The sequence below is a fragment of the Litchfieldia alkalitelluris genome (assembly GCF_002019645.1).
Classification (GTDB): Bacteria; Bacillota; Bacilli; order Bacillales; family Bacillaceae_L; genus Litchfieldia; species Litchfieldia alkalitelluris.
On sequence record NZ_KV917374.1, the window covers coordinates 118,789 to 141,317 of the forward strand.

Below are 22,529 nucleotides of genomic sequence, written 5' to 3' on the forward strand. Positions count from 1 at the left end.
AACGGAGATCATGCCCAAGGTTCACGTCCAATAAGTTAAACTAAGGAATGATTTTCTAAAAAAACCATCTTCCTCCTTTAACACTGTAAATGTTATCTTAACACTTCACTATCATAATTGCAATCTTGAGGCAAAGATATTTAATTATAGAGTTATTATTGGTTGCTCTTCTGCTATTTATGTAAAAATAAATAAACTTCTTTAAAAAGAATCTCTTGATCTTCACTATGACATACATGATGCTTCGATTGAGGTAATAAACAAAGCTTTTTCTCTTTCGCAATAATCTTTTCATATAAATAATGAGCACTCTTAATTGGAACTATGCCGTCACATTCTCCTTGTATGATTAGTGTAGGAATATCAATGTCCTTAAATTTAGGTCTAACTAATCGAACAAGCTTTCTAAACTCCATCGTCGCTTTCAATGGAGTATGAACAATTTTCTCTTTATACCTTATAAAAAGTTCATTTTCATTAATCGAACCTCTTACAGCATCAGCTACCATGTCTTTCACATCCGTAAACAATTGTTTTGGATTCACATAATAAACTGCCGCACTAAGTAATACAAGTTTCTTTATCGGATATTTAGATGCTAAATATCCCGCGATGATTCCTCCCATTGAAAAACCAATCACAAAGACTTCGTCACAAACATCCAGTAGCTTTTGCAATTCATCTTCAGCATGACGCAACCATTCGCTATTAGATATTCCCTTTAATTCTAATGTTTCCCCATGTCCAGGTAAGGTAGGCATGACAATTAACCAATCTGTATGCTCCTTAAGATATGTGGCTAAAGGCTCAACTTCGTACGGCGAACCTGTAAACCCATGAATACACAAACAACCTATCATTCCAATCACCCTAAAAACCGTTTTATTTTCTCTTCTATTGTTATGATATATAAACCTTTATTTTTTCAGTCAAATTTTTTTTGTAATATTTTTGTAACAAAAATGAAACATTTCCATTTTTCATACGTCTATATAGTATACGAATTAACAAGGAGGAATTAATATGAACAAATTTTTAACTTTTAGCAAAGAAAAAACAAATGAAATTATGAGTGAATTCATCCCTTATTCTATTGGCATTGCGTTTATTTTATTGGTGATTAAGCCTTTTATAAGCTAAAAAAAACACCCCATATGTTGGAGTGTTTTTTTATTGAGTTAACATATATTTTACAGGATGGTGATTTTACCTTTAAGAAGAAAAGATGCAACTCTACTTCGTTCATAATGAGTGTAAAATACCTTTCGAAAGCAACAATTTTATAAAAATCCTATTGTAGTGCATTCACTACTTCTTCTAACTTCATTCCTCGAGAGCCTTTTACTAACACGATATCATTTGTTTTTACTAAGCTTAAAAGCTGGGTTATTAACTCTTCCTTATTGTTATAAGCAAATACTTTTTCTTCCTTGAAATGTTCTCTTGCTCCCAATGCAATATGCTGAGCTAACTCACCAAAAGTAAAGACAAAATCTATTTTATCTTTATTTATTGCTTTACCTACCTCATAATGAAAGTTCTTTTCATTTTCTCCTAGCTCTAGCATATCTCCTAGAACAACGATTTTTTGTTGGTAACCATTCAAATCCTCAAGCAGCTCGATGGCAGCCTTCATTGAAGTAGGACTAGCATTATAAGCATCATTAATAATATGCACATCATCTTTACCTTTAAGTAATTCCGTTCTCATCCCTGTAATTTTCAAGCCTTTAAACCCAGTATTTATTTTATCTACTGGAACTCCAAAAAAATCAGCGAGAGCAATGGTAGCCATTGCATTATTAACATTATGCTTTCCTAGTACAGGAATGAAGAATGGATGTTCACGGTATTTATTTATCGTAAAAAATGTACCATCATTTTTTTGCTCAACAGAAGTTGAATAATAATCACAAGTATCAGAAAGTCCAAATGTAATGAATTTGACCTTTGACTTATCAACTCTCTCATTGAGAAGTGGTTCATCACCATGAAAAATGAGTGGTCCAGACGAATCTAAGCCTGCTTTTATTTCTAGCTTTGCTTCGGCAATTCCTTCCCTAGAGCCTAAGTCCTGGAGATGTGACTCACCAATATTTGTAATAATTGCAGCATCAGGCCCGGCTAAGTTAGATAGAAATTCAATTTCACCTTTTCCGCTCATCCCCATCTCTAATACAGCAATTTCAGTATCTTCCTCTAAACGAAGAATCGTTAAAGGCAACCCGATATGGTTATTTAAATTGCCTTCAGTTTTTTGAACTTTAAAGGTTGTTCCAAGGACAGACGCGACCATATCCTTTGTTGTTGTTTTACCATTACTTCCTGTAATTCCAACCACCTTAACATCTAATTGTTCTAGATAGTTTTTTGCCAATTGTTGTAGGGCTTTCAATGTATCATCAACAAAAATAAGCGGAATATCTTTTGGTGGATTGGGTTGATCCTTTTGCCATAAAGAAGCAACCGCACCTTGTTCGACCGCAGTTTTCACAAATTCATGCCCATTAAATCTTTCACCGATAATAGGAACAAACAGATTATCTTTTATAACGGTTCTTGTATCAATTGATGCACCATTGATGTTTATATTTTCTTGGGCACCTTGACCACTAACCATTTCATTGACTTCAAATAAAGTACGTTTTATCAAGAAATACCTGCTCCTTTCATGAGATAACCAACTTTATACGGGTTATCATACTATGTAAAGAAGGGTCGACTCTAGGTGGAGTCAACCTCTTTATTAAAATGATTCTTAAAATGTATACTTAATTTTTTGCTTCTCTTCATGACGCTCTATCGCAAGTTCAACAAGTGTTTCAATTAATTTCGGATATGATACGCCAGCTTCCTGCCATAATAATGGGAACATACTAAACGGAGTAAAACCAGGCATCGTATTCACTTCATTCATTAGTACTTTGCTGTCCTTCGTTAAGAAGAAATCTGCTCTTACAAGACCAGAGCAATCTAATGCTTTGAATGCTTTTATTGCTACTTCTTGGATTCGATTATGTTCATCCTCAGTAATCTCAGCCGGAATGACTAGTCCCGTATCGCCATCTTCATACTTGGCTTTATAATCGTAAAAATCTTTCTTAGGAATAATTTCCCCGACCACTGAACAAATTGGCTCATCATTGCCTAACACACCAATCTCAACTTCTCTTCCAATGATACCCTCTTCTACAATGACTTTACGGTCATATTCAAAGGCTTCGCGAAACGCCACTGCTAAGCTTGCACGATCTTGGCATTTACTAATACCAACGCTAGACCCTAGGTTTGCAGGCTTTACAAAACACGGGTAACCCAGCTCTGTTTCGATTTTATCATATGCAGCTTCAGGAGCCTTTTCCCACTCTTTTCGAATGTAAGAAACATATTTAGCCTGTTCAATCCCTGCTTGAGCGAAGACATTCTTCATCACCACTTTATCCATTCCTGCTGCAGAAGCTAATACACCATTCCCCACATAAGGAATGTTCAATAACTCTAATAAACCTTGAACGGTCCCATCCTCACCATTTGGACCATGAAGTAACGGGAAAATAACATCTATTGAACTTTCTTCCTTCACGTTGGTAAGCCCAGTTGGGAAAATTTCTTGGTTAAGTGATACTGGCGAAACAACATCTCCACCATCTGTTAACTTTAATTTCTCCACTTCCTCAACAGGGCCAAGTAGTTCAGTTCCTCGCTTCCACTCACCAGTTTCAGATATATATATTGGATGTATTTCATATTTTGATAAGTCTAGGGCCTTGATTACTGCTTTCGCGGTTTGCAATGACACTTGGTGCTCAGCAGATTTCCCTCCATATAATAAGCCTAATTTGATTTTCATAAACTTCCCCCTAACACACTTCTTCATATTTTCCTATTGTATCACTAACATAGCTTATTTAAATAGGATGATTTTAAAACATCATCTATTTAATTTGATTGTCTATTTTGTTACTGTTTTTCACCTATTGAACCCTTCTTTTATGAACATATTTAGTATATGTTTTCACTAGGCGTTTGGGCATGTCTACCGTAAAAATAAATTAGGTTGTAAGCATTCGCTATAGTTCACTTGTCGAACGTCCCGGCGCGGTCTCACTTTTCCGACTTCTAACAACTTCTGATGCCAAGACCCTAAATTTGTCCGATTTCAAACCAACTTCGGACAGATTATGTTGCCGAATGCTTAAAGCTGTCCTAATCTTGCCACTTCAGACAACTTCTGCAACCAAGAACCTAAAGCTGTCCGAACTCTTGCCTACTTCAGACAACTTCTGCTGCCAATTGCTTAAACCTGTCCGAACTCTTGCCTACTTCAGACAACTTCTGCCGCCAATTGCTTAAACCTGTCCGAACTCTTGCCTACTTCAGACAACTTCTGCCGCCAATTACTTAAACCTGTCCGAACTCTTGCCTACTTCAGACAACTTCTGCCGCCAATTACTTAAACCTGTCCGAACTCTTAACTACTTCAGACAGCTTCACCGACCAATTACCTAAAGCTGTCCGAACTCTTGCCTACTTCAGACAACTTCAGCAACCAAGAACCTAAAGCTGTCCGAACTCTTGCCTACTTCAGACAACTTCTGCCGCCAATTACTTAAACCTGTCCGAACTCTTGCCAACATTCAGACATCTTCACCAGCCAAGCACAAAAAGCTGCACATCCACTAATCAAGTGACGAACTTCAATTAACATCGATATCTATACTATAGAATTATTCGGCAAAATGACAAACCTCTAATGCATTTCCATCTCTATCATAAAATCGGAACCAGTTTACATCATCCTCTTTTTGGATTTCTTCGACTTTTACTCCATTGTCTAAAAGATGCTGGTAAACAAATTCTATATCTGAAACGTAAAAGTTAAAAAAGGCTTCTTTAAGTGGTTCGAAATCAACTGTTTCTGCTTGGCGAAGAGTCAGTGGTGTTTCACCGATATTTAATGCTGCATAATTTCCACGTTCCCACCTTAATGAGAACTTTAAAACTCCTGTATACCATTCGATTGCTTCGTTTAAATTATGTACTGTTAAAAACACTGTATCAATTCTCTTAAACAATTGCTCCATGATATATATTCCCCATTTCTCACTATTATTTGATTATAATAGTTCGACAATCCAAGGCTATCTCCTTTATTTCCTGACCCATGCGTCTGTATCATAACCTCTCACTTGCCAATACCCTAGATGTGGCTGGTCGGTTATTTCCATTCTTACTAGCCATTTCACAGATTTATAGGCATACATCTTTGGCACAATTAATCTGACTGGACCACCAAATTCGGAAGGAATGACCTGGCCATCCATTAACACCGCAACCATCACATCATCCATTTCCGCTTGCTTTAGAGCTAAAGCATCGGTATACACCCCATCACCGGAATAGAATTTGATATACTTACCATTCTGTTGTACACCCGCTAATTCTAATAGCTTCCTCAACGGAATTCCCTCATAGGTAACCTGATGAACAGACCACCCTGTCACACAATGAAAATCAGAAACTTGAACCTCACGTTTAATCTTCAAAAATGATTGCCAAGTGAAAAGCTGCGGATGATCAACTAACCCATCAATTTGAAAGTACCAATTTTGATCAGTAAAGTGAGGGATCTTGGTGACTGTATAGGCCCTAAATTCCCCCTTCATCCCACCACCTATTGGCGGCCTAGACTCCTTGGCGGGTATAGGGAAAGGTCTTAAGTCATTTTCCAATGGTTTTTCGAGTATTTCATTATAGGCCATTCCCCCATTAAAAAGGGTTCGTTTAAGCCATTGGTAAATGGCAGGACCAATAACAACTACAGCTGCTAGACTAATAGAATACTTAACAAATTCCCTTCTATTTAATTTCTTACCCGTAAATGAAGAGTTATCTTTTTTCCTTCTACTTAAGATCAACTTAAGTCTAGTGATAATATGGTATAAGATGAATGGGACACTTAACCAGGTTACATAATCATGAAGCGATAATGCTAATTTCGACATGACTGCAGGTATACTTTTCTCGAAAACTAGCAATAATCCGCTAATGCTCCATAAGGTAAGTATGGACAACGTAATAACTAAATTCACTTGTTTACCTAGACTATTTCCAATAATCTTCCAGTGTTTTTTTAAGTACGGAAAATAACCGATAAAAACTAATATAGATAAAAACCCTGCAACGATATGTATATTGATTATACTTACACGATAGTCTGCTAGCGTTCCACGAAGTGCGGGTAAATAAATGGCGATACCTGTGATAAACAGAAACAAAATAATCCAGCCATTATAACTATGAAGCTGCTTTAGCTTTTTCCACATAGTAATCCCCCATTAGTTTAGATAAGAAAAACTAGCACGCTTTAAACGGCTAGCTTTTGCTTTTACTCTTTTTATTGTCAATCATTCCTTCCCATTCATAAAGGCCACCTTTCAAATGGGAAATAGACGAGACTTTGTGCTTCTTTTTGATCATTCGGGCAGCATTCTTGCTTCTGATTCCGGTTTGACAATAAAGTATAATTTCTTTGTCTTCAGGTATCATTTCATTTTTCCTTTTCAAATGGGAAATTGGAACATTTATTGCCCCTGGCAGGTGCTTTGCTTTGTATTCATATGGCTGTCTAACATCAATTAGCACCACATCTTTCGGACGCTTTAGTTTTTTCTTTATTTCCGCTTCATTTAAGTTAGTTAGTCCTTTTACAGGCTTTAACCGATCATAGGTGATATATATACACACACATAATAAGATAAGACTAATAATCGTTTGCACTACTTCCACTCCTTGGTGATTTTTGTCGATTCTTTTATTTCCCGTAAAATATTTAGATAATTCAAACTTCTATCCGATAATGTGATAAAGTAGATATATACTAACACCCCAAATAATAAGGGCAGAAATTTTATTCACAATGGTCATCATCTTCCCAGTCTGATCTATTTTCCCTACATATCTCCCAGCAAGGGCCAATCCAATAAACCAAAGCCATGACACGATAATTGTTGATCCTGTAAAAATAACCTTTTCTACTCCTTGATAAGCAAGTGAACTCGTTCCAATCACTCCTATTGTATCTAAGATTGCATGTGGATTTAATAATGAAACTGACATTGCAAAAATGATTTGTTTTTTAATAGATAAGGGCTTGTAGTCAGCCTTCTGACTTGGCTTACTTTTCCAGATTGCCCAACCCATATATGCTAAAAACAAAATACCCACAACAAAAATCGATAGTTTTAGCATCGGAAAAGTTAACAGAATGACAGATACTCCCATGACAGCTAGGATAATAAGTAATGTATCACACAAAGCTGCAGTCACCACAACAGGAATGGCATATGCAAATTTCGGTTGGTTTGCTCCTTGGTTAAAGATAAACACATTCTGAACTCCTAATGGCAAAATTAGACCGAACGCAAGTATCATTCCATGTAATATTATAGCTATCATATTTTCACCCTACCATGTTATTTTCTCTCATTCTATTGTATATTATTTTATTAGAAATTGCGTTATTATAGACGAAGAGCTTAAACTATTATCTGCTGTATCTTGGAGGTGTCAGATTCCCCACGTGAAAAAAAGTAACCGATTGAGATCTATTTCAGGATGGATTCTCCTTAGCTATTTACTCACCCTTATTTACTGGATGCTTCTTGGGTTTTCTCGCACACCAAGAGAGCATTATTCATATAATTTAATACCTTTTTCTACTATTAATAATTATTTTAGTTATTACTCTCATTATCCATTATCCATTTGGTTAATTAATATAATAGGCAATATCGCTGTTTTTGTCCCATTTGGACTTCTCATCCCCCTATGGAAAAAGCGTTTTTTGAAATTCCGCTCATTTATTTTGCTATTCCTGATTGGAATTACGATATTGGAATTACTTCAGCTTTATTTTCGAGTTGGTAGCTTTGATGTTGATGATATTATTTTGAATTCTCTTGGCGCTTCCATCGGGATACTTATTTTAAAAGTAATCTTAAAAATAAAATCAAAAGTTCATATTATATAATATCAACACTGAAAATAACTTAGTTAGCGGAGTTCCATGAGCTGCGATCCACTTGCTTTCCGCGGGGTGGTCCGTGAGCCTCCTCGTCGCCAGGGGCGGGCTCCTGTGGGGTCTCACGAGACCACTCGATCCCGCAGCAGGAGTCAAGTGGCTCTCCGCACATTCCTCACTTAGGAAGTACACTTTTTTCATTCTCCATGTTACAAATACTCATTCACATGAAAGTCTAGCCACATTAAAAAAGAGTCCTCTTTGGACTCTTTTTGTTTATAGTATTTGTGATAAAAACGCCTTTGTTCTTTCGTGTTGAGGGTTGTCAAAGAGTTCCTCTGGGGTTCCCACTTCAACAATTTCACCAAAATCAAACAGGATGATTCGGTCTGCAACTTGGCGAGCGAATCCCATTTCATGTGTAACAACAAGCATTGTCATCCCAGATTCAGCTAACGTCTTCATAACATCTAATACTTCTTTTACCATTTCTGGATCAAGGGCAGATGTAGGCTCGTCAAACAACATGATTTTCGGCTGCATAGCAAGGGCTCTAGCAATAGCTACACGCTGCTGCTGTCCTCCGGAAAGCTGACCTGGATACTTATCTGCTTGTTCCGGAATCCCAACTCTTTCTAATAGTTCCTTCGCAATCTTCTCTGCCTTGTTCTTCTTCCACTTTCTTACCCAAATTGGCGCTAATGAAATATTTTTCAAGATTGTCATGTGTGGAAAAAGATTGAATGATTGAAACACCATCCCTGTTTCTTTCCGAATTTCCTCAATATTTTTAATATCATTTGTAAGGTCAATACCATCAATGTTTATAGTTCCTTGCTGAAATTCCTCAAGAGCATTAAGCGTGCGGATAAAGGTTGACTTACCAGACCCCGATGGACCTAAGATAACAACTACTTCTCCTTGTTTAACGGTAACATCTACATTTTTTAACACATGTAGATCTCCGAACCATTTATTAAGTCCTTTGACAGTAACGATATCTTCTCTTTCTTCAAGTGGCGTGGTTAATTTTTCTACAGCAAATAAACTATCCATATGTTACCTCTCCTTCCCTTTAGCGTTTTCCTAATCCTACTGACGCTTCTAGACGCTTACTCACATGTGACATTAAATAACAGAAGATAAAGTAGATTACAGCAATAAAGACTAATACTTCCATTTGCTTTCCTAAAAACTCGGGGTTAGCAATTAGTTTCTTACCCATACCAAGTAAGTCTGTTAAGCCTACAATCGCAACCAATGATGTATCCTTAAAAATTGAAATGAATTGGCCAACCATCGCTGGTATTACAGCTCTTAACGCCTGAGGCAAAATGATTAAGCCCATCATTTTTGGTTGATTTAATCCCAATGCTTGTGCCGCTTCAAATTGCCCTCGTGGAAGTGACTGTAAACCACCTCTAATATTCTCTGCTAAATAGGCTGCACTAAACAGAGTGAAACCTACCATCGCTCTCACGACATTATTGATTTCAACTCCATCCCCTAAGAATAATGGAAGCATCAGTTGTCCAACAAATAAAACAGTTATTAACGGTATTCCACGAATAAACTCAATATAGATTATACAAAACCACTTCACAACTGGAAGCTTACTTCTTCTGCCTATTGCAAGCAAAACTCCGATTGGAAATGAACAAACTATTGAAACACTCGCTATTAGTAACGTTAATAAAAACCCGCCCCATAATCCCGGTCTTACAGCAGGTAACACTCCAAAGCCATTAAGCAACGTAATGAATATTGGCACAAATAAAATCCATAAAGTTAGGACACCAATCTTCATTTTCGGAATTTTAGGCCCTACGAAGTAAGTGACTAACATTAAAGCAATATTCATTCCAAGCAATAATCTTGTATTAAAGGTAACAAAGGGTACGACAGCCATGATAAACATCAGAACACCAATGGTTATCGCTACATGTCCAATTGACCCTTTCCATATTCCCCATGATGCTCCTAATAAAGCTGATAATAATGCAAGCCCCGTCCAAATTCGCCAAAGTTCCTCAACTGGGTATTGCCCGACCATTAATAATCTGAAGTTCACTGAGATAACTGACCAATCTGCAGCAATTATAAATCCTGCTGTTTTATAGATAATTGTTCCTGCAACGACTGAAGCAACAATTGTTAAAATAGAGTTTAGCCAACTACTAAATAAGTTTGCTTTTATCCAACCAGCAAAACCAAGAGATGAGTTAGGCGGTTTCATTGCAACAGTTTCACTATTTTTATTTACTTCAAGCTGCTCCAATTACCCTCACCTACCTTTCTACCAATTGGAATTTTTTATTAAAGAAATTCATAAATAACGAAGTGAATAAACTAAACGTTAAGTACACTAAAATCATAATAAAGATCGATTCAACTGCACGTCCTGTCTGGTTCATGATCGTTCCACCAACACTTACAATATCTTGGTAACCTACAGCTACCGCTAAACTTGAGTTTTTGATCAAGTTTAAATACTGACTTGTTAATGGAGGGATGATGATTCGAATCGCTTGTGGGAAGATAACAAGTCTTAAGGCTGTTGAATTTTTAAGACCTAACGCTTTTGCTGCTTCCACTTGCCCTTTAGGAACACCCATAATCCCAGCACGTACAATTTCTGCTATAAAGGTTGAAGTATAGATGACAAGTGCAACTAAGATAGCTGCAAATGTTTCTGAAATTGTATAACCACCGACAAATCCTTTTCCTTGCACAACTGGTGTTGTGACTGTCACTGGACCTGTACCAGTGATGATAAAAGCTACTAAGAAAGTCACAAGAAGACCTACAAAGGCAAAAATAACTGGATATTTCTGCTTGCCTGTTTCAACTTCCTTTTTCATTAAAAATTTATAAAGAAAAGTTGCAACTACAATACCAACAATAGCTAAAATCCCCCACAACAGTGAACTCCCATGTGTTTCATACCAAGGAATTGCCGTACCACGGTTCGAGAAAAAAATAGGGCCTAATTTTACCGCTTCTTCGATCCTTGGCAATGTAAGGAATACCGCAAAATACCAAATGAAAATTTGTACTAGTAAAGGTGTATTACGGAATACTTCGATATAAACTGTTGCAAGCTTGCTAACAAGCCAGTTATTTGATAATCTAGCAATCCCAATAAATACACCTATGATACTTGCCAAAATAACTCCAAAAAACGCAACGCGTAGTGTGTTTAATAATCCCACTAGAAAAGCTTTGCTATATGGATCTGTTGGTGCATATTCAATTAACGATTCAGAGATAGAAAAGGATGCAGTATTTTTTAGGAAGTCAAAACCCAACTTCATACCCATCTGACTTAATCCAGACAAAGCATTTGTAATAAAATAGTAACCGGCAATGAACACAGCTACAGTAAACAAAACTTGTAGCAGAATTGGTATTATTTTTTTATCTCGCCAAAAAGGAGTAGTAACAGTCGAAGTGTTTTTGGCCATTATACTGTCCACCTTTCAAGAAAAAATAGACCTGCCATAGAGATCAGCTCAGGATAGCAGGCCTTTTAAAACTGTTTACATATATCCTTTTATTAACGGAATGGAGGAGAGTATAAAATCCCACCATCTGTATAAAGTGAATTTAATCCACGTTCTAATTTGAATACAGAATCAGCACCTAAATGACGATTAAAGATTTCACCATAGTTACCAACCTGCTTAATCACTTGATATGCAAAATCGTTGGATAAACCTAACTGCTCTCCAAGATTACCTTCTGTACCTAATAGACGCTTAATTTCTGGGTTTTCACTTGTTAAGAACTCATCAACGTTTGCAGATGTAATTCCAAATTCCTCAGCTTGAATTGTTGCTAATACGATCCATGTTACAGCATCGTACATTTTATCATCTCCACCTTTTACAGATGGCCCAAGTGGTTCTTTCGATAAGTTTTCAGATAAGATTTTATGTGCAGAAGGATCTGCCATGATTGATTGACGAGAAACTAGACCTGATTTATCAGTTGTCCAAGCATCAATACTTCCCGCTTCATATGCTGCCACTACAGCATCTGCATTATCAAAAACTACCGCTTCATAGTTGATACCAGCAGCACGCATTTGGTCAGCAAGGTTCAACTCAGTTGTTGTACCAGTTTCAACTCCAATACGAGCTCCCTCTAAATCTGCAATACTATTAATTCCGCTATCCACAGGTACCATAAGCCCTTGACCATCATAGAAAGTTACAGGAGCAAAGTTTAATCCTACTTCAGTGTCACGGTTTGTTGTCCAAGTAGTGTTACGTACTAACACATCCACTTCACCTGTTTGAACAGCTGTAAAACGCTCTTGCGCTGATAAAGGACGGAATTCAATTGCTTCAGAATCACCTAAAATCCCCGCTGCAATTGCTTTTGCAAAATCAACGTCAAAGCCAGTATTTTTACCATCCGTTCCCACATAACCAAATCCTGGTAATGTATCGTTTACACCCGCTACTAGTTTACCTCTTGACTTGATTGTATCTAATACAGATTCACCACTTGCCGCAGGTGCATCACCAGATCCGTTATCAGCTGGTTTTTCATCCGTACCAACCTCGTCACTCGTACATCCAGCTAATGCTAGGATAGCTACCATAAAAATACTTAACAAAAATGCCAATGATTTTTTCAATTCGTTTCCCCCTTTTTATATGTTGTAAATATCAGCCTTTCTGTGATTACTATCAAAACCCAGAAGACCAATAATAATACCAATGTAAGATAAGAGATTAATAGATATTAAATCTCCAACACTTCTACAGTATCTAAAGTGCCTTATGTGAGATAATATCACGCCTAGTGTTATGTTAATTATTATACAGACTTTTCAGATATATGCAAATAATTTTTCTATTTAAATATATAAAATATTCTGATATCTAATGTTTTATTATCTGACTATGGTGTGAACCGCTTACAAAACACCATGATAAATTCTTTCTAGACACGAAGTTTATGGAGGTATATCATTGCCAAAGTTACTTTTCAGAATATTCTATAGTTTAATTATATTATTTAAATATACCTCTATTCCTATTATCTTTACACCAGTTGATTTTCTTGTAAAAAAACCTTCCATATCGCACTTGTTCAATTCTACTCCAAAAGTCTTACCTCCCTTAGGTAGAACTACTGACTAAAGATACCCTTATTCTCTGATTGCTCAATCCTTTTATCCATCTAAACTTATAGTAACAACAAAGCGAAAGGATGAACCAAATATGACAAACCAAAAAGTGATTATGATTACTGGAGCCTCTAAAGGATTAGGGAGAGCATTAACACTTGCATTCGCAGAAAAGGGATATTCTCTTGCCATTTGCGCACGAGGACTCGAAAAATTATTACAGGTAAAGAAGGAGGCATTAGAAAAAGGAGCGCAGGAAGTGTTAGCGATACAAGCAGATGGTGCGAAAGAAGAAGATGTAGATCGTTTTATCTCAATCACAGAAAGTGCTTTTGGAAAGATCGATGTATTAATTGTTAATGCGTCTATCTTCGGTCCTGGGCCTACATTGCTGTCTGATTATCCGGTAAATGAGTTAAAACAGGTCTTAGATGTGAATATTCTGCACCCATTCCTGACTATTCGTCGTGTGTTACCAGGAATGATAGTGAATCAATCTGGGAAGATCTTCGCAATTACTTCAGAAGCCGGAAAAACAGGTTTTGCGACATGGGGGGCATATGGCATCTCCAAGTTTGCAGTCGAAGGGCTAATCCAAACATGGTCAGATGAACTTGAAGGAACGAATATATCCATCAGCTTAATCGATCCAGGAGAAATGGATACAGAGATGCACCATATTGCAGTTCCTGATTGCGATTATGAGCTTAGTGCTCCTGAAGAAGTTGCAAAGGTCATTCGATTTCTTGCTTCTAGTGACGCACAATTTATTCATGGACAAAGAATTCAAGCTCAGCAATTTCAGGGAGGAGAAACAATATGAACACGATTGCACCATCAAACCAATTCTTTATTCCAGATCATCTTAATGCCTCATTACCACCTGAGGCATTAGGTAAAAGGCGTTCTGATATAAAAATGCTTGTTTTGAATGCTAATAACCAACAAACTAATCATTTCAAGTTCAATGACTTAGTTTCCTTATTTGAGTCAGGAGATGTATTGGTTTTTAATAATAGTAGAACCATTCCAGCTGTGCTTAATGGGTCTTTAAATCACAAAAAAGTAGAAATTAGACTATCTCGAAAATTATCAGATGCAAAATGGGAGGCACTTATTTTAGCAGAGGACTTTGAGGACGGAGATATCATTTCATTTCCAAATAGGGTTACAGCTGTTATTAACAAGAAAACTGAATCAATCCTTTCCACGTTACTCTTCTCGATTAAAGGAAATCAATTATTGGATTTTATCTATAAAAATGGAAAGCCGATTCGATATGAATATATTACAAAACCTTTGCCACTAGAATTTTACCAGACAGTGTATAGCTCGGTCCCTGGTTCTGTCGAGATGTGCTCTGCTGGAAGAGCATTCACATGGGAAATGCTACATCAGCTTAAGAGCAAAGGAGTGAAGCTAGCTTTCTTGCAACTTCATACCGGATTGAGCTATTACGGAAACGACCAATGGCCAGAGCCTAACAAGCATCCAGAATGGTATCACATACCTACTGAAACCGCAGAGATAATTAATCGAGCTCATAAAGAGAAAAAAAGAGTCATTGCTGTTGGTACAACTGTAGTAAGAGCTTTGGAGTCTTCTATTTCAAATCACAAAGTCGGAAGTAGTTCAGGATGGACGACAATCTATATCAACAAACACTCGACCATTCAATCTGTTACTGGTTTGATTACCGGGTTTCATGAACCCGAGGCTAGTCATTTAGATTTATTAACTGCCTTTATTTCAGAAGATTATCTTATCAAAAGTTACAATGAGGCGATTGATAAAGGCTATCAATGGCATGAGTTTGGAGATTTAAATTTAATATTACATGATGGAAATTCATAATGAATTTCCATCATATCGGAATATCAACCGCTAGCCCTGATGAAACCTTATACTTTTATAGCACCTTTTTCGGATTCGAAGAGATCAAAAGATTTATGTTTAACAATGAACTCCTGATTTTCATAGCGCACAATGGATTTTTACTCGAAATTGTTCATGAGCCATCAACGAAGACTTCTCCTACAATTCATATTGCTTGGGAGGTAGAGGATCTTCAAGGAAAAATAATAGAGTTGGAAAACAAGGGATTACTTCCTATCGAAGGGCCTTATAGAATCGGAAAGATGTTAGTCGTTTTTTTCAAGGGAATAAATGGGGAAATCTTAGAATTAGTAGAAAAAACCTGATCTTCATCCAAGGAAGACAGGTTTTTCACTTTAAGAAGACAGACCAAATTTCATTGCAAAAATGGCAGCTTGTGTTCGATCAGCTAATTGTAGTTTCCCCAGGATATTCGATACATGAGTTTTAACCGTTTTTTCAGATATCACAAGGCTTGATGCAATCTCTTTGTTGCTTTTCCCCATTGAGATCTGAATCAGGACGTCTTTCTCCCGCTTTGTTAACTGCTTTACTAGCTTCTCCTCTTCCGTTTCCTTTGCAGTAATTCTCGTTAGAACGTATTTTGTCACCTTATTATGCAGCTTACTTTCTCCACTATGAACAGCCCTAATTGTTTCTGCTAATTCATCCGGTTCAATATCCTTTAACTGGTAGCCACTGGCACCCGCTTGTAGTGCTGGTATCACATGCTCCTGATCAGCAAAGCTTGTTAATATGATCACTTTAGTTGTTGGAAAAAGAGTGGTGATTTCCCTTGTCGCCTCAATTCCATTTTTCTTAGGCATAATTAAATCCATTAATACTACATCTGGTTTTGTATCTTCTACGACCTTCACTGCTTCTTCGCCATTTTCAGCCTCTGCGACAATTTCTAAATCTTTTTGTGATTCTAAAAAATACCGTAGTCCCTTTCTAACCACATGATGATCATCCACTAACACCACTTTTATACTCATGCCTTTGCCCCCATTCTATAAACCTAGAAAGACGGTAATTTCCGTCCCTATATTTTTTTTACTATTGATACTGATGCTACCTCCAAGTTTACCAACACGCTCTTGCATGGTTTTAAGGCCATAGCCAGAGACTAGATCATCCTGATTTTTATCAAACCCACAGCCCTCATCTGAAATAACCATTTTGACGAAATCCTTAACCGTAAAAATAATCTTTACATCATCGCTCATTGAGTGTTTTTTCACATTGTTAAGAGCTTCCTGCCCCACTCTCCAAAGACACTCTTCAATGGGATTAGAAAGGTTAAGAATACCATGTAATTCAATATCAACACTTAACTTAATAAGCTCACCATACCGTTTTAATGCAGTAAGTAACCCTTGTTCTAACCCTTCAGGCCGGAGTTGCCAAATTAACTTTCGCATTTCCAATAAGGCTTCAGAAGATAAGGCTTGAATCTCGACAAGCGGGTTTATTATTTCCTCTTTATCCGCTCTCGCCTGAAGTCCTTTTGAAATAAGTGTAATGGAAAATAACAACTGATTAACTGAGTCATGTAAATCTCGTGCTAGTCGGTTTCTTTCCTCCATTAATGCAAGTTCCGTCCGGTGTTGTTCAATTCTATTTTTTTCAGCGATAAGGGCAAAATGATAGCTAATTTGCTTTGATATCATTTCATCAAGTTCTTCAAGTGTTTCGCCGTATACAATCAACTCTACTCGACTCTCACCAACTACTTCTTTTAGAGAGATGGAAGAATCTTGGCTATCTCCTTCTTTTTCACATTGATGATCTAATGTAATGGCAACCCCTGTCCATGGGAATAAACGAGCTAAACACTGCACTCCATGCTTAAGAAGGGATTTGTTATCATTTAACTCATTCATATTAGCCATCCACTGACTAAATGCATGAAGATACTTTGCTTTTTTCTGCTCATATTCATATAACTTCATTCGGTAACATGTTGCACCAACCTGTAGTGCAATCGTTTCTAAAATTTCAAGCTCCTCAGTTGTAAAATGAGTTTTGTATGGTGAAGAAACATTAATTAAACCATACGTTTCATTTCCCGCTTTAATCGGAATTGTCGCATGATGAGTAATTCCCTCAGTACTTCCCCAATTTTCCTCCATCGCTCGTTCTAACCTTTGGCACTCGATCATATTAACCGCATTCCTTAGCTTTCCGTTCCTACATTTTTCAAGGCACCAACAATCCTCTTTACACATAGGAAGGAAATCATTAAAGCTCAGTCCATCGGGTAGGTTATAATAAGCGACTAATTGATGTCTTAAATCATTGACTAAGAATACCCAACCCGTCTGAAATCCTGTAACCTTTAAGAGCTTTTCCAATACGATTTGTAACATTGAATTCAAATCTTGACCTTCATGAAGGATCGTCGAAATCTCTCTTAAAATATTTCGATCATTCATATTTATCTCCCCTAAGTTCATACTCCCTTTATTTTACTATGCCTTGAAATTCTTTTGTTGCTTTCTTATGAATGATTTCTTCTACAACTTTTGGATGAAACCCTTTGTTTTATGAGTAAAAGTACACAACATCTACATAATAAGTTGTATATCAAAAGAAAAGCGGAAGGCGCCCTCTATCGGCGACGGAGCTAGGCACCATAACTAGGTTCAGATTATTTATATGTATCTTTTAAAAAGGCTCTTTTCTGAAAGATTGTTGCTAAATGACCTGTTTTTCGGTAGGTTACATTATTTCACTAGATGTTATGGTTAAAATTCAGGAAAAAAAGCTACCACTGTACTTAGTTCATAGTGAGTTTAAAAGACCTTTAAAAGCAACAAAGTATACGAAAACAACCTTAAAAAAAGTAGGGATTAAAAAATGTGGAATGCGTTCTTATGGGGCAGCGTGGCCGGTTCTGCCTTATTTGCAGGAGCGTTAATAGGACTTTTTTTTAACATTAAAAAGCGATGGATCGCAGCAATAATGGCATTCGGTACAGGGGTATTAATCGGGGCTGCATCTTTTGAGTTACTCGAGGATGCAATACAAGAAGGAGGAATCCTTCCCACCTCGTTCGGTTTCTTACTTGGTGCTCTATTATTCACAGTTGTTGATCTTCTCATTTCCAACAAAGGGGGAAAAGAACGAAAGCGATCTGGTGAAAATCCAAGGGGACATTCCGGGTTAGCTATTTTCATTGGTACTCTTTTCGATGCGATTCCGGAATCGATCATTATCGGATTAAGCATACTCGAAAACCATACGGTCAGTCTTCTATTAGTGATCGCCATCTTTATTAGTAATTTCCCTGAAGGTTTATCAAGCAGTGTTGGGTTAAAAAAAGACGGTTACTCTAAAAAGAAAATTCTCTTTCTTTGGCTGTTTGCTTTAGTCCTATCTGGAATGAGCTCCTTAGCTGGATACACCTTATTTAAAGATGGCTCATCTATAATTATAGCCGGAATCGGTTCATTTGCTGCCGGTGGAGTAATCGCCATGGTATCATCCACCATGTTACCTGAAGCATTTGAAGAGGGCGGACCTGTTGTTGGATTTATAACTGCCTTAGGTTTATTATTTTCGCTGATTCTAAGCTCACTATAAAATTGAAAACAAGCATGCCCATTAAAAAGGAAGTTATTGGCATGCTTAATTTAGATCCAGCAGTTCTTCCTCCTGAGCTTTTAAGATTGCTTGAATTCGATCAGGAACCTCCATTTTGGAATAGATGGAAGAGATATAATTTTTCACTGTTCCTTCTGTTAAATATAATCCTCCGGCTATTTGACGATTATCCTTACCCTCTACAAGTAGTCGCAAGACATCTAGTTCTCTGTCCGTTAAACCATAGCCTACTTTCTTCAATTTTTCTTTCTACTAATTGCTGGGATGGAACCAGAAGTCCATTCAGCAACCATCAGTTTTGCTACAACCGGGGAATATGGGGTTCACTCAGATACAATTCCTTTTAGTTGGCTTGTAACATTTGCCATAACTACTTTTATTCTTGCAATATATTCTTTGATACTTTTCTACAGACATAATAAAAAAGTTCATTCAGAAAAAATGAACACTACATTTCTACTATGATTATATTTAAAAATTCTTATTGACAGTTCTACAAATATATCTTAATATTATCTCAATCAGTTAAATATGTTTCTCCTAAAGGGGAGTAGCTTTTACAGCAGAGTCGTCATTTCGGAGTTTAATTACTCTCGGCTTTGTTGGCAACTTTTACGTTGTTAGCAAGACCTTTACCAATCGGTAGAGGTCTTTTTGTATCTTTCAAAACCTTTGCCAATTATTATGGTGAGGGTTTTTTTATTTGGATAATTTAGACTTCGATTAGGAGGCTAACGAATGACTAATAAAAAAAGATTACAAGATGCGATATCAAAGGAAGCTGAACAGTTAGCTGCAATTGTTAAAGCGAATGGACTCACCCATCGTGACACAGTATTACAAAGCCAGAAGCTAGATACACTTATCTGGAAGTATCAATACGATCGAAGGGAGCAATTAAAATGAAAAAAAGCCATCAATCTTTATCAATGCTAATTAATAGAAATATAGAAGAATTATTAAGAGATAAAGCGCAGATTGAAAAGATCGAAAAGCGAATTGAAGATCGCATAGTGAAGAATAAAACAAAATAACTGGAGGGAATTTAAATTGATACTAAGGAAATACTTGTCTCTTATAGGAATAGGTTCAGCAAAAATCGATCTTATCTTATCTAAAGAAACGTATACGCCTGGTGAACTTATTCATGGTTACTTCCTTTTAAAAGGAGGAACCATTGAGCAACAGTTGAAACGAATTGATTGTGACTTGGTAAGAATTCATGAAGGTAAAGAAGAGGAAGACATTCTCGACTCTACGACCATTTTGACGTCGACACTTCTTCATTCAGAAGAAGCTGATAAAATTCCTTTTTCATTCAAACTACCAAATGGGTTGTCACCTTCGGATCAACAAACATCTTACCGTTTCAAAACAAGATTATATTTTAAAGAAGGCGCAAAAAGTATCGATCAAGACTTAATTCAAATCGTTTAATATGAAAAGTTCAGGGTGCCCGCCTATCGGCAACAGGCATAAGACGAGCGCTGACAGAAGCCAAGGTTTTCGCCTTCCGAAGCGATTGGCTTATGACCCCGATCCGGTGGCACCTGGAGCTAGACACCAAAACTAGGTAAAATGTTTATGCATTCCGCAATGATAAAAAAGTATGTTAGCTTTTAAGGTAGGTGATGCTTTTGTTTAAATATTTCAAACGATTAAAGTTTATCCTTAAATTTTGGAGGTTCATTCCTTTTTTAAAAGATTTCTTTCTCACTAAAGAGGTGCCATCACATCATAAGGTACTTGGAGCACTTATCATTTTAACTTATGCATTTTTCCCATTTGATTTGATTCCAGATTTTCTAGCCTTTTTTGGGATCATTGACGATGTGGTTCTTGCCACTTTTGTATTAGAAAGATTCGTAAAAATTGCACCACAAACCTTAAAGGATAAATATAAGCTTGGGTAACATTTAATTAATTATAGATAGGTATATTAGGGGGCAGAATTTAATTGGAATTTTCATTATTAGTTGAGTATGGTTGGGTATTATTGGTCTTAATTTTATTGGAAGGTTTATTAGCTGCTGATAATGCTTTAGTATTAGCAATTATGGTAAAACACCTTCCAGAAGAAGAAAGAAAAAAGGCTTTATTTTATGGTTTAGCCGGAGCATTTGTTTTTAGATTAGCTTCGTTGTTCATGATTTCATTTCTTGTTGACGTATGGCAAGTCCAAGCGATTGGAGCGCTATATTTATTATTCATAGCAGCTAATCACATCTTTAGAAAATTACTATTGAAGAAAAAAGATGATGGGGCACCTGTAAAGGAAAAAAAGAAATCAGGTTTCTGGGGAACTGTATTCAAGGTAGAGTTAGCTGATATCGCATTTGCTATTGACTCAATCTTAGCTGCAGTTGCATTAGCAGTAACATTGCCACACCTGCCAATTGGAGAAATTGGGGGAATGAACGCAGGACATTTCATTGTTATATTCCTTGGTGGTTTTGTTGGTTTAGTTATTATGCGATTTGCTGCACATCTGTTTGTCGACTTATTGAAAAAAAGACCTTCTCTGGAAATAGCAGCATTTATGATTGTTGGAATGGTAGGGGTTAAGTTAGTAGTTCTGACACTATCTCACCCTGATATAGCGATCATCCCATATGGCTTTGCACATTCTTACACTTGGAAAATAATCTTCTATTCAATCTTAGTTTCGATCGCAGTTGGTGGTTGGTTCTTATCTAAAGAAAAAGTAGAAGCTCCTGTTGAAGAAGTAAAAGTGAACGGCTAGATAGTTGATGGAGACCTTTTAGGGATACTAGAAGGTCTCCTTTTTCATACAGTGGCATTTTGTAAATATAGGTTATCGATTTTTTGATGGAGTTTTGATTATTATATATTGTAAAGAACGGAGTATCTTTTTATGGATAATCCGTTCTTTTTTAAATATAGGCAGTTATAATTTAGGAGAAAAGATGCCACTCTACTTAATCATCATGTTTTTTCAAAAAACTTTAAAATAAACAATGAATAGGAAAACAGTCTAAATTAATGTAATATTATCTAAGTCTTCTACTTGTTTGGCCTCTAATCTTTCTAATACTCTTCTTTTTCGATATAACATCATTGCTGCTTCAGCTGTATCTTGAATCGTCGATTTATTTATATATGCACCAAATAGGATACCGGCAACTGGTATAAGCTGAAATAGCTTCTTCCATCCGAAATTATCTCTATATGTAGTTAATACCTCTCTCCAGCCCTGTAACTGTGACATCATTTGTGTATTGCTTTTCCGATCGTTAAACAAACTCAACTCTTCTAATATAGCTTTCTTTCCGACTATATCAGAAGATGAAAACTGCAAACATTTCACAACAAAAATTCGCTCATCTTTTTCTTTGGGATTGTATCCATAACATAGTGCGATTTCTTGGATTGTCTTTAATGTAATACCTAGCATTAAAGGTATGTCTATAGCTAACGTAAAAATGCCACCAATCCCTGTTGTCCCCCCTTGAATCATCGCTGTTTTAGCACTTCTACTACTTATCTTCTGAGCTGCTACATCCATCTTATCTATTTCAAGTTTGGACACTTCTTCTATAGTAGTCTCATTCCCGAATTGTTTACTTAAGACCCGCTTTTCATCAACGAGATAACTTCCTCCAGACTGAACATAGTTACCTAATTCATCAATTGCAATTCCAATTTTATCGTGAATGAACTTGGGTGTCACTTTATCTAAAATCATAAAAGGCACTCTGCCTAGCTTTTCCCAAAACCAAAGACCTTTTTGCTCCCGCTCCCATTTTTCTATTTCCTTTAATTTTTTTTGCAAGTCTATAACTGACTCCATCTGATAATACCTCTCTTGTAAATACATATTTTTATATATATACGTTTCACATAATCACATAGTTTCTCCTA

General features: G+C 36.6%; 25 protein-coding genes. 10 read left to right on the forward strand and 15 right to left on the reverse strand.

The genetic code is table 11. The features are described 5' to 3' along the window. Positions 1-173: 173 nt before the first annotated feature. The 7 genes from BK579_RS00570 to BK579_RS00600 form a co-directional block, all read right to left on the reverse strand. Entirely contained in the window at positions 174-860 is a 687-nt protein-coding gene (locus BK579_RS00570) for an alpha/beta hydrolase (protein WP_078543062.1), read from the reverse strand. Positions 861-1,291: 431 nt separating this feature from the next. Beyond that, complete coding sequence (locus BK579_RS00575) at positions 1,292-2,653, reverse strand: UDP-N-acetylmuramoyl-tripeptide--D-alanyl-D-alanine ligase (RefSeq protein ID WP_078543063.1); 1,362 nt, start codon at positions 2,651-2,653, stop codon at positions 1,292-1,294. Between the two features lie 105 nt (positions 2,654-2,758). Beyond that, positions 2,759-3,850, reverse strand: coding sequence for a D-alanine--D-alanine ligase (locus BK579_RS00580; RefSeq protein ID WP_078543064.1), 1,092 nt, complete (start codon positions 3,848-3,850; stop codon positions 2,759-2,761). Between the two features lie 877 nt (positions 3,851-4,727). Continuing rightward, positions 4,728-5,084 carry a VOC family protein gene (locus tag BK579_RS00585; protein WP_078543065.1) on the reverse strand — a complete coding sequence of 119 codons (357 nt, stop codon included), beginning with the start codon at positions 5,082-5,084 and terminating at the stop codon, positions 4,728-4,730. Between the two features lie 66 nt (positions 5,085-5,150). Further along, positions 5,151-6,326 (reverse strand): molybdopterin-dependent oxidoreductase, encoded by a 1,176-nt coding sequence (locus tag BK579_RS00590; protein ID WP_078543066.1) that lies wholly within the window; start codon positions 6,324-6,326, stop codon positions 5,151-5,153. Between the two features lie 49 nt (positions 6,327-6,375). After that, positions 6,376-6,780, reverse strand: coding sequence for a rhodanese-like domain-containing protein (locus tag BK579_RS00595; protein WP_169891032.1), 405 nt, complete (start codon positions 6,778-6,780; stop codon positions 6,376-6,378). Between the two features lie 69 nt (positions 6,781-6,849). Beyond that, positions 6,850-7,458, reverse strand: a complete 609-nt coding sequence (locus BK579_RS00600; protein WP_078543068.1) for a LysE/ArgO family amino acid transporter — start codon at positions 7,456-7,458, stop codon at positions 6,850-6,852. 142 nt (positions 7,459-7,600) lie between these two features. On the opposite strand from BK579_RS00600, the gene BK579_RS00605 reads away from it, so the two are divergent. Further along, complete coding sequence (locus BK579_RS00605) at positions 7,601-8,032, forward strand: VanZ family protein (RefSeq protein WP_235848303.1); 432 nt, start codon at positions 7,601-7,603, stop codon at positions 8,030-8,032. Between the two features lie 267 nt (positions 8,033-8,299). Here the strand turns inward: BK579_RS00605 and BK579_RS00615 are convergent, their stop codons facing one another. The 4 genes from BK579_RS00615 to BK579_RS00630 form a co-directional block, all read right to left on the reverse strand. Then, entirely contained in the window at positions 8,300-9,079 is a 780-nt protein-coding gene (locus BK579_RS00615; RefSeq protein WP_078543070.1) for an amino acid ABC transporter ATP-binding protein, read from the reverse strand. A 19-nt stretch (positions 9,080-9,098) separates the two neighbouring features. Continuing rightward, complete coding sequence (locus tag BK579_RS00620; RefSeq protein WP_235848304.1) at positions 9,099-10,301, reverse strand: amino acid ABC transporter permease; 1,203 nt, start codon at positions 10,299-10,301, stop codon at positions 9,099-9,101. 10 nt (positions 10,302-10,311) lie between these two features. Further along, a complete protein-coding gene (locus BK579_RS00625; protein WP_078543071.1) occupies positions 10,312-11,487 on the reverse strand; it encodes an amino acid ABC transporter permease in 1,176 nt (391 codons plus the stop codon). 92 nt (positions 11,488-11,579) lie between these two features. Continuing rightward, complete coding sequence (locus tag BK579_RS00630; RefSeq protein ID WP_078543072.1) at positions 11,580-12,668, reverse strand: amino acid ABC transporter substrate-binding protein; 1,089 nt, start codon at positions 12,666-12,668, stop codon at positions 11,580-11,582. A 589-nt stretch (positions 12,669-13,257) separates the two neighbouring features. Between BK579_RS00630 and BK579_RS00635 the strand changes: the two genes are divergently transcribed. From BK579_RS00635 to BK579_RS00645, 3 genes are read left to right on the forward strand one after another with little or no spacing between them, the layout of a single operon-like run. Next, positions 13,258-13,986 carry an SDR family oxidoreductase gene (locus tag BK579_RS00635; protein ID WP_078543073.1) on the forward strand — a complete coding sequence of 243 codons (729 nt, stop codon included), beginning with the start codon at positions 13,258-13,260 and terminating at the stop codon, positions 13,984-13,986. Beyond that, complete coding sequence (locus BK579_RS00640) at positions 13,983-15,017, forward strand: S-adenosylmethionine:tRNA ribosyltransferase-isomerase (protein ID WP_078543074.1); 1,035 nt, start codon at positions 13,983-13,985, stop codon at positions 15,015-15,017. The genes BK579_RS00635 and BK579_RS00640 overlap by 4 nt, the downstream gene beginning before the upstream one ends. Then, positions 15,017-15,364, forward strand: coding sequence for a VOC family protein (locus BK579_RS00645; protein ID WP_078543075.1), 348 nt, complete (start codon positions 15,017-15,019; stop codon positions 15,362-15,364). Before BK579_RS00640 ends, BK579_RS00645 begins: the two co-directional genes overlap by 1 nt. 30 nt (positions 15,365-15,394) lie before the next feature. Here BK579_RS00645 and BK579_RS00650 read toward each other — a convergent pair whose 3' ends face one another. Together BK579_RS00650 and BK579_RS00655 are read right to left on the reverse strand one after the other, a co-directional pair. Then, on the reverse strand, positions 15,395-16,030 hold the full coding sequence (locus BK579_RS00650) for a response regulator (protein WP_169891260.1): 636 nt from the start codon (positions 16,028-16,030) through the stop codon (positions 15,395-15,397). Positions 16,031-16,051: 21 nt separating this feature from the next. Further along, on the reverse strand, positions 16,052-17,476 hold the full coding sequence (locus tag BK579_RS00655) for a GAF domain-containing sensor histidine kinase (protein ID WP_169891033.1): 1,425 nt from the start codon (positions 17,474-17,476) through the stop codon (positions 16,052-16,054). A gap of 424 nt (positions 17,477-17,900) precedes the next feature. Between BK579_RS00655 and BK579_RS00660 the strand changes: the two genes are divergently transcribed. After that, positions 17,901-18,626: a ZIP family metal transporter gene (locus tag BK579_RS00660; protein ID WP_078543078.1), complete on the forward strand. Its 726-nt coding sequence runs from the start codon at positions 17,901-17,903 to the stop codon at positions 18,624-18,626. Between the two features lie 45 nt (positions 18,627-18,671). On the opposite strand, the gene BK579_RS00665 is transcribed toward BK579_RS00660, so the two are convergent. Further along, the gene (locus BK579_RS00665; RefSeq protein WP_078543079.1) at positions 18,672-18,887 is read right to left on the reverse strand and encodes a helix-turn-helix domain-containing protein; all 216 of its coding nucleotides are present in this window, start codon (positions 18,885-18,887) and stop codon (positions 18,672-18,674) included. 498 nt (positions 18,888-19,385) lie between these two features. Here BK579_RS00665 and BK579_RS00670 point away from each other — a divergent pair, with 498 nt between their 5' ends. The 5 genes from BK579_RS00670 to BK579_RS00685 all read left to right on the forward strand — a co-directional run bounded on the left by BK579_RS00670 (position 19,386) and on the right by BK579_RS00685 (position 21,390). After that, positions 19,386-19,553, forward strand: coding sequence for an aspartyl-phosphate phosphatase Spo0E family protein (locus BK579_RS00670; protein WP_078543080.1), 168 nt, complete (start codon positions 19,386-19,388; stop codon positions 19,551-19,553). Beyond that, positions 19,550-19,681, forward strand: coding sequence for an FbpB family small basic protein (locus BK579_RS25165; protein WP_139365016.1), 132 nt, complete (start codon positions 19,550-19,552; stop codon positions 19,679-19,681). Before BK579_RS00670 ends, BK579_RS25165 begins: the two co-directional genes overlap by 4 nt. 16 nt (positions 19,682-19,697) lie before the next feature. Then, positions 19,698-20,084, forward strand: a complete 387-nt coding sequence (locus BK579_RS00675; protein ID WP_078543081.1) for a sporulation protein — start codon at positions 19,698-19,700, stop codon at positions 20,082-20,084. 287 nt (positions 20,085-20,371) lie between these two features. Beyond that, a complete protein-coding gene (locus BK579_RS00680) occupies positions 20,372-20,560 on the forward strand; it encodes a YkvA family protein (RefSeq protein ID WP_328589207.1) in 189 nt (62 codons plus the stop codon). A gap of 44 nt (positions 20,561-20,604) precedes the next feature. Continuing rightward, positions 20,605-21,390, forward strand: coding sequence for a TerC family protein (locus tag BK579_RS00685; protein ID WP_078543083.1), 786 nt, complete (start codon positions 20,605-20,607; stop codon positions 21,388-21,390). 252 nt (positions 21,391-21,642) lie between these two features. Here BK579_RS00685 and BK579_RS00690 read toward each other — a convergent pair whose 3' ends face one another. After that, the gene (locus BK579_RS00690; protein ID WP_078543084.1) at positions 21,643-22,458 is read right to left on the reverse strand and encodes an EcsC family protein; all 816 of its coding nucleotides are present in this window, start codon (positions 22,456-22,458) and stop codon (positions 21,643-21,645) included. Positions 22,459-22,529: the final 71 nt, after the last annotated feature.